Origin of the sequence: Mycobacterium sp. (assembly GCF_049802695.1) — a bacterium.
Taxonomy (GTDB): Bacteria; Actinomycetota; Actinomycetes; order Mycobacteriales; family Mycobacteriaceae; genus Mycobacterium.
This window is the reverse complement of record NZ_JBARMY010000141.1, coordinates 1-14930: the sequence shown is the minus strand read 5'-3', so window position 1 is coordinate 14930 and position 14930 is coordinate 1. Positions and strand designations below refer to the sequence as shown.

Annotated in this window: 8 protein-coding genes, 3 pseudogenes and 1 riboswitch; of the genes and pseudogenes, 6 read left to right on the top strand and 5 right to left on the bottom strand. The window is 66.7% G+C overall.

Annotated features, from left to right (window positions below):
- Window positions 1–109: pseudogene (locus WA317_RS05625) on the top strand (L-asparaginase); the annotation flags it as partial.
- Here WA317_RS05625 and WA317_RS05620 read toward each other — a convergent pair.
- On the bottom strand, window positions 74–1468 hold the full coding sequence (locus WA317_RS05620) for a DNA polymerase IV (RefSeq protein WP_425172095.1): 1395 nt from the start codon (window positions 1466–1468) through the stop codon (window positions 74–76). The pseudogene WA317_RS05625 and the gene WA317_RS05620 sit on opposite strands and share 36 nt — an antisense overlap.
- A gap of 35 nt (window positions 1469–1503) precedes the next feature.
- Here WA317_RS05620 and WA317_RS05615 point away from each other — a divergent pair, with 35 nt between their 5' ends.
- Together WA317_RS05615 and WA317_RS05610 are read left to right on the top strand one after the other, a co-directional pair.
- Window positions 1504–2076 (top strand): class I SAM-dependent methyltransferase, encoded by a 573-nt coding sequence (locus tag WA317_RS05615; RefSeq protein ID WP_425172094.1) that lies wholly within the window; start codon window positions 1504–1506, stop codon window positions 2074–2076.
- Complete coding sequence (locus tag WA317_RS05610; protein ID WP_425172093.1) at window positions 2073–2555, top strand: hypothetical protein; 483 nt, start codon at window positions 2073–2075, stop codon at window positions 2553–2555. The genes WA317_RS05615 and WA317_RS05610 overlap by 4 nt, the downstream gene beginning before the upstream one ends.
- A gap of 63 nt (window positions 2556–2618) precedes the next feature.
- Here the strand turns inward: WA317_RS05610 and WA317_RS05605 are convergent.
- Both WA317_RS05605 and ileS read right to left on the bottom strand, forming a co-directional pair.
- Window positions 2619–3485 (bottom strand): annotated as a pseudogene (locus tag WA317_RS05605) (DUF559 domain-containing protein).
- Between the two features lie 93 nt (window positions 3486–3578).
- The gene (ileS, locus tag WA317_RS05600) at window positions 3579–6728 is read right to left on the bottom strand and encodes an isoleucine--tRNA ligase (RefSeq protein ID WP_425172092.1); all 3150 of its coding nucleotides are present in this window, start codon (window positions 6726–6728) and stop codon (window positions 3579–3581) included.
- 265 nt (window positions 6729–6993) lie between these two features.
- Between ileS and WA317_RS05595 the strand changes: the two genes are divergently transcribed.
- Window positions 6994–7773 (top strand): lipase family protein, encoded by a 780-nt coding sequence (locus WA317_RS05595; RefSeq protein WP_425172091.1) that lies wholly within the window; start codon window positions 6994–6996, stop codon window positions 7771–7773.
- A gap of 119 nt (window positions 7774–7892) precedes the next feature.
- Here WA317_RS05595 and WA317_RS05590 read toward each other — a convergent pair whose 3' ends face one another.
- A complete protein-coding gene (locus WA317_RS05590) occupies window positions 7893–8126 on the bottom strand; it encodes an Rv1535 family protein (protein WP_425172090.1) in 234 nt (77 codons plus the stop codon).
- 287 nt (window positions 8127–8413) lie between these two features.
- Window positions 8414–8582, bottom strand: a riboswitch (M-box (ykoK) riboswitch).
- Between the two features lie 114 nt (window positions 8583–8696).
- Window positions 8697–9824 (bottom strand): NAD(P)H-dependent flavin oxidoreductase, encoded by a 1128-nt coding sequence (locus WA317_RS05585; RefSeq protein ID WP_425172089.1) that lies wholly within the window; start codon window positions 9822–9824, stop codon window positions 8697–8699.
- Between the two features lie 56 nt (window positions 9825–9880).
- Here WA317_RS05585 and WA317_RS05580 point away from each other — a divergent pair.
- Together WA317_RS05580 and WA317_RS05575 are read left to right on the top strand one after the other, a co-directional pair.
- Window positions 9881–10112, top strand: a pseudogene (locus WA317_RS05580) (hotdog domain-containing protein); the annotation flags it as partial.
- 899 nt (window positions 10113–11011) lie between these two features.
- Window positions 11012–14930 (top strand): acyltransferase domain-containing protein (locus WA317_RS05575; protein ID WP_425172088.1); only part of this gene is annotated, 3919 nt, incomplete at its 3' end.

Sequence of the window (14930 nt, the reverse complement as noted above, 5' to 3'; positions counted from 1 at the left end):
CGGTGCACTGATGGTTTCCCGGCTGCGGCCGAGCCAGACCCGGGTGCTGCTGATGGCGGCGCTCGCCGCACGGCTACCCGTCTCCGACGTTTTCGCCCGGTGGGGGTGAGCTGGTGGATGCAGCGATTTCCAGCGCCCCGACGTAGTCCGGCCAGTCGAGGCTGTCCACCGGGTTGGCCCGGGAAAGCTCGCAACTGTCAGCGGGGAAAGTGCGCGCCGGACCGGGACCGGAGCCGCGAGTCTCGAACCGCACGGTGACCACGCCGTGGCCGGCGCCCTGCACCCAGCCGTGGCCGAAGTCGCGGTGGGTCAGATCGTCTCCCACCCGCCAACGCGACGTTTCAGGACCCGCGGCAAACATGGCTGCGGTCGCTGACTCGACCGAATGCTGTGACGCAGACTCCGGCTCGGCAACGTCCAAGTCGGGAAACAGCGACTCCTGACGCACGTCGGTCAAACCGGAGAATCCCACGCCGAGGAGACGAACCGGACCGATCTCCTGCGGATCGAGCAGCAGTCGCCGGGCCGTCGATATGAGGGTGGCGGCTTCGGTCGTCGCGTAGGGCAGGGTGGCTGAACGGGTCAGCGTGCTCATGTCTGCCTTCTTCAGCTTCACCGTCACGGTGCGCGCGCCCCGGCCGTCGCGCAGCAGGCGCCCATGGGCGTGCTCGGTGATCGGATCAATCACCTCGCGCAACCGCTCGAGGCTGGTCAGGTCGACCGCGAAGGTGGACTCGGAGCTGATTTGCTTGGCTTCGGCACGCTCGGCGACCGGGCGGTCGTCGATTCCGCGGGCCAGTCGGTGCAGCGCCGGACCCACGGTCGCACCGAGGATGCTGGACACCTCGGCGTCGCTCAGCGCGGCCAGTTGCCCGATCGTCTCCACGCCGAGCCGGTGCAGTTTCTCCTCGGCGACCGGGCCGATTCCCCACAGCCGGCGCACCGGCAGGCCGGAAAGCAGGGACTGCTCGTCACGGCCGGGAATCACCCGCACGCCGTCAGGTTTCGCCAGTCCCGAGGCGATTTTGGCGATCTGCTTGCCCGAGCCGGCGCCGACCGAAGCGACCAGACCCGTCTCCTCGCGCACCCGCCCCCGCAACCGCTCGCAGAATCGCTCGACGTCCGCGGCTGACGCGCCGGCCAGTTCGGGTGGCTCACCGAACCCCTCGTCGAAGGAAAGTTGTTCGACGATCGGAACCACGCTGCGGATCGTGTCGAACACCCGACGGCTGGCCACTCCGTAGACCACACCCCGCGGCGGCAACACCACAGCGCTGACGCCGACCAGCCGGCGGGCCTGGTGCATCGGCATGGCCGAACGCGCACCGAATACCCGCGCTTCGTAGCTGGCGCCGGCCACCACGCCGCGACCGCCCAAACCCCCGACCAGCACAGGCCGGCCCCGCAACGTGGGCCGGGTGAGCTGCTCGACGGAGGCGAAGAACGCATCCATGTCCAGGTGCAGCACCCAGCGCGACGTCACAACCACTAGCGTTGCAGACCATGGCGATGAATCTCTGCCACCGGTTGTGCTGCAGCTCGCACCGCTGGGCCAAGTCCGTCGAGCAGCGGCTGCTTCCCTGGGCTCTGGCCGGTGTGAATCTCGGCGACAACGTGCTGGAAATCGGGCCGGGCTACGGCGCAAACATCAGGGTGCTGGTCGATAAAACCCCGCGCTACACCGCAATTGAGATCGACCAGGCCACGGCCGAACAGCTGCGCGACAAATACGGCGACCGAGCACAGATCATTCACGGCGACGGAACCGGTACCGATCTGCCCGACGGATGTTTCAGCTCGGTGGTCTGTTTCACGATGCTGCACCATGTACCGACGCCGGCGCTGCAGGATCGGTTGTTCGCCGAGGCGTTCCGGGTGCTGCGGCCCGGCGGCGTGTTCGCCGGCAGCGACGGAGTGTCCTCGACCTGGTTCCGCGTCCTGCATTTCCGCGACACTTGCAACCCCATTCCGCCGGATACGCTGGCGGACCGGTTGCAGCACGTTGGGTTCAACGACGTACGTGTCGACACCAAGGGTGAGAAGCAGCGCTGGCGTGCGGTCAAGGCCGGCCGATGAGCCGGCCTGAGCCGACGCGATGGTCGCGGCTACGCCGGGAATGGCTGGAACAGCTCGAATCCGACGATCGGTCCGCGGTGCTGGCTTGGGGTGCTTTCACCATCACGTTCGCGGCACTGCGATCGCTCACCCATTGGATTCATGCCGGCCACGGCCCGGAGGGCGGCGGAATCAGTGTCGGCAGCAAGCATTTTCACCACTACAACATCGGAATCGCACTGCTGACGTCCGTGGGCGCGGTGGGCCTGCGCGGATCAGAAGAGCAGCGGCGCCACCCGATGGCCGCCGTCGCCTTCGGTGCGGCGAACGCAATGATCGTCGACGAGCTGGCGCTGCTGCTCGACCTCGAGGACGTCTACTGGGAAGCCGAGGGCCGCGAGAGCGTCGACGTCGCGGTCGGTCTCATCGCCGCCGGAGGCACGGTCCTGGCCGGCATGCCGTTCTGGCCGCACGCGCGCCGCGCGTTGCGACATTCCTAGCCGCGACAGTGCAACTGCCGACGGCGCTTCTCGGGAGACATGTTGCTAATTGCACTCTCGCGGTCAGGCGACAGGGCAGCCCGCGGCGCAGAGCGCTTCGCGGACACGCGCCAGCACAATGTCCGGCCGTTTACGTAACAGCTCAGCGCTTACCCGGATTATGCGCCAACCCCGGCGCTCCAGTCCTGCCGCGCGGTCGATGTCATTGGCGCGGATGCGTGAATCGGTCCAATGTTGTGCCCCGTCGTATTCGACGCCGACACGCCACTCTTCCCAGCCCATGTCGATGCGGGCCAACACCGCGCCCCAGTCGTGTCGCACGACAATCTAAGATTGCGGTCTGGGTAAGCCTCCGGCGATGAGTAGGAGTCTGGTCCGCGTCTCTTGCGGCGATTCCGCACCAGCGTCGGCCAGCAAAAGCACCCGTCTCAGCTGCTTTACGCCGCGAGCGCCGCGGTGGGCGTGGGTCACCAGTTGAACATCGTTGACTTCAACGCCCGTAGCCCGCGCCAGCGCGTCAAAGTGAACGACAGCGGTCTGCAGCCCCGGTCGCCGACCCAAGTCGAAGGCGGTGCGAGCGGGCGAGGTGACCGGAACGCCGTTTACCGTCGTGGTCTCGCCGGCCAGCAGCGTCTCGTTGCGAGTGATGATCAGCGGCGGCGGACGTTTGTGATCGGTGATGAGTTCGGCCGGCGAATGCGGGTCGACCCATTTCGTGCCGAGTAGTGCCGCCGCGGAGTTGCCGGCCAGCACCGCTTTCTTGTCCGACCATAGCCACGCGGCTAACGCGCGGTCTTTTGCAGTCAGTTCGCTGCCGCGCCGCTGGTAGACGTTGCGGTAGATCCGTGTGCAGGACCGTCGCAGCTCCCGTTCGGTGAATGCGCCCGCATCGACCGCGTCGGTGCCCACGAATGGTGTGCTCCCTCCCATGGCCGCAGACTGCCATGGCCCCCCGACATGCCGCGAAAGTGCAGCTGCCGACGCTCGAACACGCGGAATACGTTGCCATTAGCACTTTAGCGGCTAGGTTTTGGCAATCTTCACCCGTACGCCGTCGCCGATCTGCGCGGCGTCTTTCAGCGGCTCGGCGAATTCGAAGCTGGTCGCCAGGATCTCGCCTGCCATCAGATCGCGGTGTGCGCGCGCCCAGGTCTCCCGCTCGGCGGGCACCGACATGACCACGCTGATGCGGTCGGAAACGTCCAACCCGGTCGACTTGCGCAGCTCCTGCAGCTCGCGGATGCGGTCTTTGGCCCAGCCTTCGGCCTCCAGCTCGGCGGTCAGTGTGCCGTCCAGTACCACCAGGCCGGCGCCACCGGGCAGCGCGGCGGTGAACTCCGGGTCGGCGGCCACCAGCCGAGAGCTGTATTCGTTAGGTTCCAGTACGGCGGGCCCCGCGGTCAACGTGCCGTCCGGGTTCACAACGCCTTCGCCGGCCTTGACTGCCTTAATGGCGGCCTGCACGTCCTTGCCGAGCCGGGGCCCGGCGACGCGGGCGTTGACGGTCAGCTCAAAGCGGCCGTAGCTGTCGATTGCATCCGTGAGTTCGACCTCTTTGACGTTGAGCTCGTCGGCGATCAGATCGGTGAACGCCGAAAGCCGGTGCGGGTCCTGCACGGCCACAGTGAGTTTCGGCAGCGGCAGCCGCACCCGCAGCTTTTTGGCCTTGCGCAGCGACGAGGCCGCCGAACACACTTCGCGAACCTGATCCATGGCGGCCACCAGTGCGGCGTCGGCGGGTAGCTCGTCAGTGTCCGGCCAGTCCGCCAAGTGCACCGAACGCTCGCCGGTGACGCCGCGCCAGATCATCTCGGTGGTCAGCGGCAGCAGCGGCGCGGCCAGCCGCGTAGTGACCTCCAGCACGGTATGCAGGGTGTCGATCGCGTCACCGTCTTCTTCCCAGAACCGCGAACGTGACCGTCGCACATACCAGTTCGTCAACGCTTCGGTGAACTGCCGCAGCTGCTCGCAGGCGCCCGAGATGTCGCAGACGTCCATCGACGCGGTGAGATCAGCACGCAACACCGACAATTTGGCCAGGATGTAGCGGTCCAGCGGATGCGCCGAATCCGTGCGCCAGGTCCCGGCTTTCGGCGCGTAAAGCGCGAGGAAGCTATAGGCGTTCCACAGCGGAAGCAGCACCTGGCGCGCACCCTCGCGAATGCCCTGCTCAGTGACGATGAGGTTCCCACCGCGCAGGATCGGCGAGGCCATTAAGAACCACCGCATGGCGTCCGAGCCGTCGCGGTCGAACACCTCGGACACGTCGGGATAGTTGCGCAGCGACTTGCTCATCTTCTGCCCATCGGAGCCCAGCACGACGCCATGCGCCACGCAGCTTTTGAATGCCGGCCGGTCGAACAGCGCGGTGGCCAGCACGTGCAGGGTGTAGAACCAGCCACGGGTCTGGCCGATGTATTCCACGATGAAGTCGCCGGGGTAATGCGCTTCGGTTTCTCCCGCCGCCCCACCCAAGAACCACTCCGCATTCTCGAACGGGTAATGCACCTGTGCGTACGGCATCGACCCAGAGTCAAACCACACGTCGAAGACGTCGGAGATGCGCCGCATCGTCGACTTGCCGGTCGGGTCGTCCGGGTTGGGTCGAGTGAGCTCATCGATGTAGGGCCGGTGCAGGTTCTGCGGACGCACACCGAAGTCGCGTTCCAACTCGTCCAGGCTGCCGTAGACGTCGATGCGCGGATGGGTCGGGTCGTCGGAGAGCCATACCGGGATCGGCGTGCCCCAGTATCGGTTTCGCGAAATGGACCAGTCTCTGGCGCCCTGTAGCCACTTGCCGAACTGGCCGTCTTTGACGTGTTCGGGATACCAGGTGATCTGTTGGTTGAGCTCGACCATTCGCTCGCGGAATTCCGTCACTTTGACAAACCAGGACGACACCGCGCGGTAGATCAGTGGGTTGCGGCAGCGCCAGCAGTGCGGGTAGGGGTGGTCGTAAGTCTCATGCCGGAGCAGCACGGCGCCGTTGGCCGCGGCCGGACCGCTGTGATTCTTCAGGTCGCGGATGATGTGCGAATTGGCCTCGAAGACGTGCTGCCCTTGATAGTCGGGGACGGTGGCGTCGAAGCGGCCCTTGGAGTCGACCGGAGTCACCGGCACGATGCCGACCTTGTCGGCGGTTTCCTTGTCGTCTTCGCCGTAAGCCGGCGACATGTGCACGATTCCGGTGCCGTCCTCGGTGGTGACGAAATCGCCGGGCAGCACGGCGAATGCGTTGGCCGAATCCATGAAGTACGGGAATGGCGGCAAGTAGTGCAGGCCGAGCAGGTCGGCACCGCGGTAGGTGCCCAGCACCTCCGGCTCGTCGCCCAACTCCCGTGCGTACGCAGCCAGCCGGGCTTGGGCGAGCACGTAGCGCCGATCCCCCGCCCGCACTTGGACGTAGTCGACGTCGGGATTGACGGCGACCGCCTGGTTCGACGGCAGCGTCCCAGGCGTCGTCGTCCACACCAGCAGGTAGGCGCCGGACAGGCTGTTTCTGTCGCCGTTGGCGACGGCGAAACCCACAGTCAGAGCAGGGTCCTGGCGGCTCTGGTAGACGTCGTCGTCCATCCGCAGCTCGTGGTTGGACAGCGGCGTCTCGTCGCGCCAGCAGTACGGCAACACCCGGTAGCCCTCGTAGGCCAAGCCCTTGTCCCACAGCTGTTTGAAGGCCCAGATCACCGACTCCATGTAGGACAGATCGAGCGTCTTGTAGTCGTTGTCGAAGTCCACCCAGCGGGCCTGTCGGGTGACGTAGGCCTGCCATTCGTCGGTGTACCGCAACACCGATTCGCGGCAGGCTTCGTTGAACTCGGCGATGCCCATCGCGTCGATCTGGGATTTGTCGGTGAGGCCAAGCTGCCGCTCGACTTCCAGTTCGGCGGGCAGACCGTGGGTGTCCCAGCCGAAGCGGCGCTCCACCTTGCGGCCGCGCATGGTCTGATACCGCGGAACGATGTCTTTGACGTAGCCGGTCAGCAGATGGCCGTAATGCGGGAGACCATTGGCGAACGGCGGTCCGTCGTAGAACACGAACTCGGGAGAATCGGCGCGACGCGCGATGCTGGCGCGGAAGGTGTCGTCGGCGGCCCAGTAGTCGAGGACCCCAAGCTCCAAGGCAGGAAAGTCCGGCGCGCCCCCGATCGGCTTCGGATAGGTGTGCTCAGTCACTGCGTCGTCTCCTGCGCCACGTTCACGGCCCGGGGACGACGACGCGCCGGAACGCGAACGCCGCGGTACCACCCCGCTTGCCGCGCTCACGCGCGACCGCTCAAAGGACAGCTGTGACGGGCTTACCCGTTCGGTTCTACTGAGCCTGCTCGGCTGTTCTTCCGAAGGCTTCCCGGTGGATGGCCGGATCAACGCCGTTGCCGCCAATGTTACGGATCGCCGCTTTATCACCGCACGCCAGGCGGTCGTCTTTACACTGCAGGCTGTGGCTTTCGACGCGGTATTCGCTCGTGACGTTGCTCTGCCGCTGGCGGCGGCCGCCTACACCGTGATGAACGGCGGGCCGGCCGACCTGCCGGCCGGATTCACCCAGACCGCCTTGATCCGAGCCGACACCGTCGTTCTCGCCGCAACAACCAATCTGCACCCTGCGGTCGGGGCAATGGCGAAAGACACCAACGTCTTTGGGCTGATCGGCCGCAACACGGCGACACGGACCGCGTTCGTCTCGTTTCGCGGTAGCGCGGACCTGGCCGACTGGTTAGCAGACTTCGACGCCATCCCGACTGTCTATGTCCCGATCGCCAACTTCGGCGAAGTCGCCGCCGGCTTCCAGGCCGTCTACGAACTCGTCCGCGAAAGCATCGCCACGAACCTGGCTGCCGCCGCCGCCGGCTGCGACGACATCCTGATCACCGGACACAGTCTCGGAGCCGCGTTGGCGGTGCTGGCGGCTCCCGACATTTTCCGGAAGATGACGCCGAATGTCATCGAGCCCCGGCTCATCACCTTCGCCGGACCGCGGGTAGGGCTGACCGGGTTCGCCACGGCGTTCAACACCCTCATCGAAAGCTGTTTCCGTGTGGTGAATTACCTCGACATCGTGCCGCAGGTACCACCCGCGCCGTACGTGCATGTCGGCGACGAGGTCGCCGTCGACAGCGGCGGGCCGATCGACGTGGGCTGGCGTCACAGCCTCAACGCCTACCGCGACGGGCTCACTGGCCTGATAGGACCCGGCCCGTCGGCGGGCGGCTCAGTCTGAGTTGCGGCGATAAAAATCTTGCCAGGCCGCCCGATAGCTTTCAGCGGCCTGGCAAGAGGGAATTGTGTTGTTGAGATGGATTGTCGGACAGCGGCAGTGGTGGTTCGCCGGCCATCGGCTTACGCCCCGACTTCGAGTACTCCGGCACGCCACAGTGCGGCGTAGAGGTGACGCAGCGGGACACTCAACAGACGAGCGGCGCCGTCGACCAGCGGGTCACCGCCGGCCTGGACAGGCTGGGCGTTGCGCTTCTTCGAAACCTTCGTCGGCGCGGGTGCCGGTGCCAGCGTGAGCCGCGGTGCGGGGACCGCGGGCACCGTGGTTACCACTTCGTCGTACAGAACAGCGGTCATGATTGCCTCCTAGACGGAAATCAAGCGGTCTTTGCGGACTCTTGACGTTCCGTCCCGGGCGGTTCCGAGCTGACCCGTGGGCCTTGCTCTGGAGGCGACGCTCGCTTCTCTAGCGCGTACAGCGCACCTGAAGGTCGGCGTGCCGGGAACCGGAGCGGGACGAAACAGAACCCGGATCTCGATCCGGACTTTCCGTGGAACTCATGTCCCTCACCTCCTCGGTCACGCCACATGCGGATTACGGATTCACGTGCAGGCGGGAGCGCAGGACCCTACCAAGGTAGGTAACCGCACCCCTCTCGCTAGGGCTTCGGCACTGCACGACGTGTCCGTTATCCGGAAGCCACTTGGGCTCAACCCTTAAGCCGGGAGGAGCTGTCCTGACCCGGGGCGTCTCTCGACGTTCGGGGTCAGTGGCCTGTATTCGTGTAGCCGCCTCACCTAACGAGGTGCTTGCACTTCCGATGATGCATCAATGCCGGAGTCAGGTCAAATCTATCCACCCAAGCGTGTCGCCTTATTTACGGATTCGATACGCACCTGGCCTGACCAGCACAGAAACGCCTGAGCTCACCGTTCGACCAGTTGCTCGAGCTGCCCGACGGCGTCGACGAATTCAGACACCATGTCGAGCACCACCGAGCGCGCCGGCCGCACTTTGTCCAGAGCGCCCACGACCTGGCCGACGAAATAGGTCGCCAGCTCACGGGCCTTCGCGTCCGGCTGGCTAGCGGCCTGGTTGATGCGGAACTGGGAGTCGACGACCAGCGCGGATTGCAGCGGCATGCCGAGCGGGTCGGGGCTGTTGGGGCTTTCCCATTCGTCGGTCCAGGCCGTCCGCAACATGCGGGCGGGCTTGCCGGTCAGTGACCGGGACCGCAGGGTGTCCGACGACGTCGCGGCGAGGAACTTCTCCTTGACCACCGCGGTCGTCTCGGCTTCTTCGGTGGTGAGCCACACCGACCCGCACCACACGCCTTCCGCGCCCAGCGCCAAGGCCGCGGCGATTTGGCGTCCCCGGGCGATCCCGCCTGCCGCCAACACCGGGACAGGTGCGACGGCATCGACGACCTCGGGAACCAGCACCATCGTCGCCACCTCGCCGGTGTGCCCGCCGGCCTCAGTGCCCTGCGCGACGATCAGGTCGACCCCGGCTGCGGCGTGCCGGCGCGCGTGCTTGGTGGTACCGGCCAGGGCAGCAACCAGAACATCATTGTCGTGCGCGCGCTCGACCAGATCGGGCGGTGGGGGCCCAAGCGCGCTCGCGATCAGCCGGATGTCGTGGGCAAAGGCAATGTCCAGCAGGGGTTGGTAGCCCTTCGGCGAGACATTGAGCCCCCCGCGAGTTGACCGGCGCTTGTCGTCGGGCGGCACCGTGATGCCGTACCGGGCCAGCAGGTCGTCAACAAACGCCCGATGTTCCTCCGGTAGCAGCGACCGGGCCTGCTGGGCATCGATCCCGCCCTGCTCGGCGCCGACGTATTTGGGCGGCAGCAGGAGGTCGACGCCGAAGGGCTTGCCACCGGTCTGCTCTTCGATCCAGCTCAGCTCGGTCTCCAACCGGGCCGGACTGTGAGCGACGGCACCGAGGACCCCGAACCCGCCCGCGTTGGACACCGCGGCGACGACATCGCGGCAGTGGCTGAACGCGCAGATCGGAAACTCCACGCCGAGCAGCTCGGCGACTCTAGTTTGCACGGCACGACGCTAGGAGTTTGTTGAAGGACGTGTCAATCGATTCCGGTAGCGTGCCGATGGACACCGCCGGCGCCGCTGCGGCCTGGTCGAACCACGACTTCGACAAGCGACGGCGCCGCTACCGTCGCAGTAAGCATTCAGTACGCCGGTGCGGCCGAGCGCTGGGACCTGTTATGTCACGCCCGGTAAGGCGCCGGCGCAAGGACCGGACCTTTCTTGAGATAACCGCCACCGGATGTCGACGGCAATGAGGTCGCCCACCCTGTGCAGGCGTATCGGATCGTCTAAGTTCTGCGCCGAGCGTGCAGTGAGCTCCAAGCATCGCCCGACATTTCGCAGTGGTTACCGTCTCGGTCACGGCGCCTGCCCGTCACTCAGGTCACAGCGCCCGAGCCGCCGCTTCGTGTGACATACCGGCAAAGTAAGAAGCTGTAGACCGATCGGTCAGTCGAGGCGGGGCACCTGCACCGAGGCAGGCAGTACGGCCAAGCCCGCGGGTATCGGACTGCGAGGTTGGCTGGTCCTACGGTCAACCGCTCGGCCGGTCGTACGGAACCCGGGGATTGTTTTTGCGGACTTGTCAGGGCGGCTAACTTACTTACTTAGCAACTTAAGAGAGTTCTTTTAATTCTCGCACACACGGTTATTTCTCAGTAGTATCTCAGCGATATTTCAACAATAACTTATCCCGTGGCACGCCGAAGCGGTAAAAGGCACCTATAATCCGGAATCACGCCAGGATCACGATCTGGTCACGCTGAGATCACACCGCTACAGTGTTGCGCCTGCCGGCCATATCGTTGCGCCTCGGCGCGTCAGTTTAGGGATCTGACGTGCACATATTGTCCGGTTGTAGACGATGGGGGGCCCTCAGGTGAGCGACTGGGCGCCACGCTTGGCCTGGGCAGCGGCTCACTTCGCCGTTAACTCGAGGAGGAAAGTGGTTAAATTTCGTGGTGTCTATCAGCCGATAGCGGCTGCTCATTCGGTCGTTTACCGGCATGAACCACGTGCATTATGTTAACGAGATATTTGCACGCCCTTGACTTGCATGACGCTATCGTGGCTTTAGCTCGAGAACGCGATATGGCACCGCCGTGCATCGCTGCCTGGGAGGTAGCCGCGGCGAGCGCCGTGACGCGGGGGACACACACCGCAGCCGTGCTACGGACGAGGGGTAAACGGCGATGAAGAAAACACCTGTGACTCCTATCGCCGTCATCGGCATGGCTTGCCGGCTGCCCGGCGGCATCGACTCGCCGGATCAGCTATGGGACGCGTTGCTGCGGGGCGACGACTTCGTTACCGAGATTCCGCCGGACCGATGGGACGCTGACGAGTACTACGACCCCGAGCCGGGTGTGCCGGGTCGCTCGGTGTCGCGGTGGGGTGCGTTCATGGACGACGTCGCCGGATTCGACGCCGACTTCTTCGGCATCAACGAGCAAGAGGCGACGGCGATCGATCCTCAGCACCGCTTGTTGCTGGAGACCGCGTGGGAGGCCATGGAGCACGCCGGTCTCACCCGCGAACAGATCACGGGGTCGCTCACCGGGGTGTTTGTCGGACTGACCCACGGTGACTACCAGTTGGTGGCCGCCGATGCGCACTCCGTGGAGGGCCCGTACGGATTCACGGGCACCACGTTCTGCATGGCGTCAGGGCGCATCGCCTACGCCCTGGGCGTGCACGGCCCCGCATATTCGGTGGACTCCGCCTGCTCCTCCGGCCTACTGGCCGCGCACATGGCCTGCCGCAGCCTGCAAGACGGCGAAAGCGACCTCGCGCTGACCGGTGGCGCCACGGTGATGCTGGACCCGCGCAAATTCTCCTCAGGCTCCGCGCAGGGCATGCTGTCGCCGACCGGACACTGCCACGCGTTCGACGTTGCGGCCGACGGTTTCGTGCCCGGCGAGGCGAGCGCTGTGCTGCTGCTCAAGCGGTTGGCGGACGCCGAGCGCGACGGCGACCGGGTGCTGGCCGTCATCCGCGGTACCGCCGCCAATCAGGACGGCCACACGGTGAACATCGCCGTGCCGTCGGAAACTGCTCAGACCGTGGTGTACCGGGCAGCGTTGGCCGCCGCGAGCGTGGACGCGCACACCGTCGGGATGGTCGAGGCGCACGGGCCCGGTACCCCGGTCGGTGACCCGATCGAATTCGCCAGCCTGGCCAACGTGTACGGCGCCGAGGGCCCCTGTGCGCTGGCTTCGGTGAAGACCAACTTCGGCCACACGCAGGCCGCCGCCGGAACGCTGAGTCTGCTCAAGACAGTGCTGGCAGTGCAGCACGGCGTGGTGCCGCAGAACCTGCACTTCACCCGTCTGCCGGACGAGCTCGCCGCGATCGACACCCAATTGTTCGTGCCAGCGGAGAATGCGGCGTGGCCGACGAACGGTCACCATGCCCGCCGGGCTGCGGTGTCGTCGTACGGGCTCTCGGGTACCAACGTGCACGCCATCCTCGAGCAGGCCCCGGCCGGCCCGATGAGGGCGAACGACAGCGTCTCGGCGGACGACGCCGAGGCGGACCTGGGCGCGCCGTGGCTGTTCCCGTTGTCGTCGACGTCAGCACAAGAACTGCACCGCACCGCCGGCCGGCTGGCGGGGTGGGTAAGCAACCACGCCGAGGTGGCCTTACCGGATCTGGCGTACACGCTGGCGCGTCGCCGCGGGCATCGTCCCGTGCGCACGGTGGTGCAGGCCGGCACCGCCCGGGAGTTGGCGATAGCGCTGCGCGAGGTCGCCGACGGCGAGACCCCTTACGAATCGGTCGTCGGTCAGGCTGACCGGGGCCCGGTGTGGGTGTTCTCCGGTCAGGGCTCGCAGTGGGCCGCCATGGGCGCCGACCTGCTCGCCAACGAGCCGGTGTTCGCCCGCACCGTCGCGGAGGCCGAGCCGCTGATCGCCCGGGAATCCGGCTTCTCGGTGACCGAAGCGATGTCGTCGCCGGAGCTGGTGACCGGGATCGACCGGGTCCAGCCGACGGTGTTCACCATGCAGGTCGCGCTGGCCGCCACCATGAAGTCCTACGGGGTGGCGCCGGGCGCGGTCATCGGGCACTCGTTGGGCGAGGCCGCGGCAGCGGTTGTAGCCGGAGCGCTGTCGCTGGAAGACGGCGTCCGGGTCATCTGCCGCCGCTCCACGCTGATGGCGACCATCGCCGGCTCGGGTGCGATGGCGTCGGTGGAATTGCCTGCGCAGCAAGTCCTTTCCGAGCTGATGGCCCGCGGTGTCAGCGACGTCGTGGTCGCGGTGGTGGCGTCACCGAAGTCCACCGTGATCGGCGGCGCAGCCGAGACGGTTCGCGACCTCGTCGCCGCGTGGGAGCAGCGCGACGTGATGGCGCGGCAGGTGGCCGTCGATGTCGCGTCGCACTCCCCCGAGGTCGACCCGATTCTCGACCAGCTGATCGACGTCCTTGCTGACCTGCAGCCCAGGACGCCGGAGGTTCCGTACTACTCGGCCACCCTGTTCGACCCGCGGGAGCGGCCGGTGTGCGACGCCGACTACTGGGCGGACAACCTCCGTTACACGGTGCGGTTCGCCGCCGCGGTGCAGGCGGCGCTCGAGGACGGCCACCGCGTTTTCGCCGAGCTGTCACCGCACCCGCTGCTCACCCACGCCGTCGAGCAGACCGCCGCGGGCCTGGACATGTCGGTGGCCGCGCTGGCCGGTATGCGCCGGGAACAACCGCTGCCGCACGGCCTGGGCGGCCTGGTGTCAGACCTGCACTGTGCGGGTGCCGCGGTGGACTTCTCGGCTATGTACCCCACCGGGCGCCTGGTGGATGCGCCGTTGCCCACCTGGACGCACCGGCCGTTGCTGCTCAGCCGGGACAGCGCCACGCCGGCCGGGCGAGGCTCGACCACCGTTGCGGCGCACCCCCTGCTCGGCGTGCACGTCCGTCTGCACGAGGAGCCGGAACGCCACGCCTGGGCCGCCGATGTCGGCACCGCGGTGCTGCCCTGGCTGGACGACCACCAGGTGCACAACGTGGCCGCTCTGCCGGGAGCCGCGTACTGCGAGATGGCCTTGATCGCCGCCCAGACCACGTTGGGCGAGGCGTGCGAGGTCCGCGACATCAGGTTCGAGCAGATGCTGTTGCTCGACGACAGCACTCCGGTGGGAGCTACCGCCTCGGTCACCTCGCCCGGCGTGCTCGATTTCGCGGTGCAGACCGACCGCGACGGCGAACGCGCACGGCGAGCCAGTGCGCGACTGCATGCCGCGACCGACGACGGACAGCCGCCCGTCCGTGAAATCGACACCCTGCTGGCCTCCCACCCGACGCGCATCGAGGGCAGCGAACTGAGGAGCGCGTTCGACCTCAGCGGCATCCAGTACGGCACGGCCTTCAGCGGCCTGGCCGCCGCGTGGACGGCCGAGGGCCCCACCAACACGGTGCTGGCCGAAGTCGCCCTGCCGCGCTCGATCCGCTCGCAGCAGGACGCCTACAGCGTGCATCCGGCACTGCTGGACGCCTGCTTCCAATCCGTGGTCGTCCACCCCGACGTGCAGAACGCGGCAGCCGGCGGTCTGCTGCTCCCGCTGGGTGTGCGACGGCTGCGCGCCTACGGCGGCACCCGCAACGCCCACTACAGCTACACGCAGGTGGCGCGCGCCGGCGCCGGCCGAGTCGAGGTCGATCTCGAAGTTCTCGACGAGCACGGCAACGTGCTGCTGATGGTGGAAGGCCTGATGCTGGGCACCGGAATGTCGGAAAGTGCCGAGCAGGAACGCCTGCTGGCCGAGCGGCTGCTGACCATCGAATGGCAGCACCGACCGCTACCGGAAGATGCCAACGCAGACGCCGGAACATGGGTGCTGGTCAACTTGTCCGCCACCGGCGACCCGGTGAGCACCGAACTGGCCGACGCGCTGAAACTGGCCGGCGCGCAGATCTCGACGGTGATCTGGCCACCCCTGGCTGAACAGCCGCCGAACGGGCAGGGATTGATCAGCCAGCTACAAGCCGGTGGTCTGCGCGGCGTGGTGGTCGTGACCGGGCCGCTGGACAGCGAGTCCGCCGACGACTGGACGACCCGCGGCAAGGATTACGTGGATCACCTGGTGCGTATCGCCCGCGAGTTGCCTGAGGCTCCGG

What these genes read in the sequence shown, in the direction of transcription:
- WA317_RS05615 (WP_425172094.1), top strand. Translation starts at nt 1,504, where the DNA reads ATGGCGATGAATCTCTGCCACCGGTTGTGCTGCAGCTCGCACCGCTGG.
- WA317_RS05590 (WP_425172090.1), bottom strand. Translation starts at nt 8,126, where the DNA reads ATGACCGCTGTTCTGTACGACGAAGTGGTAACCACGGTGCCCGCGGTC.
- WA317_RS05610 (WP_425172093.1), top strand. Translation starts at nt 2,073, where the DNA reads ATGAGCCGGCCTGAGCCGACGCGATGGTCGCGGCTACGCCGGGAATGG.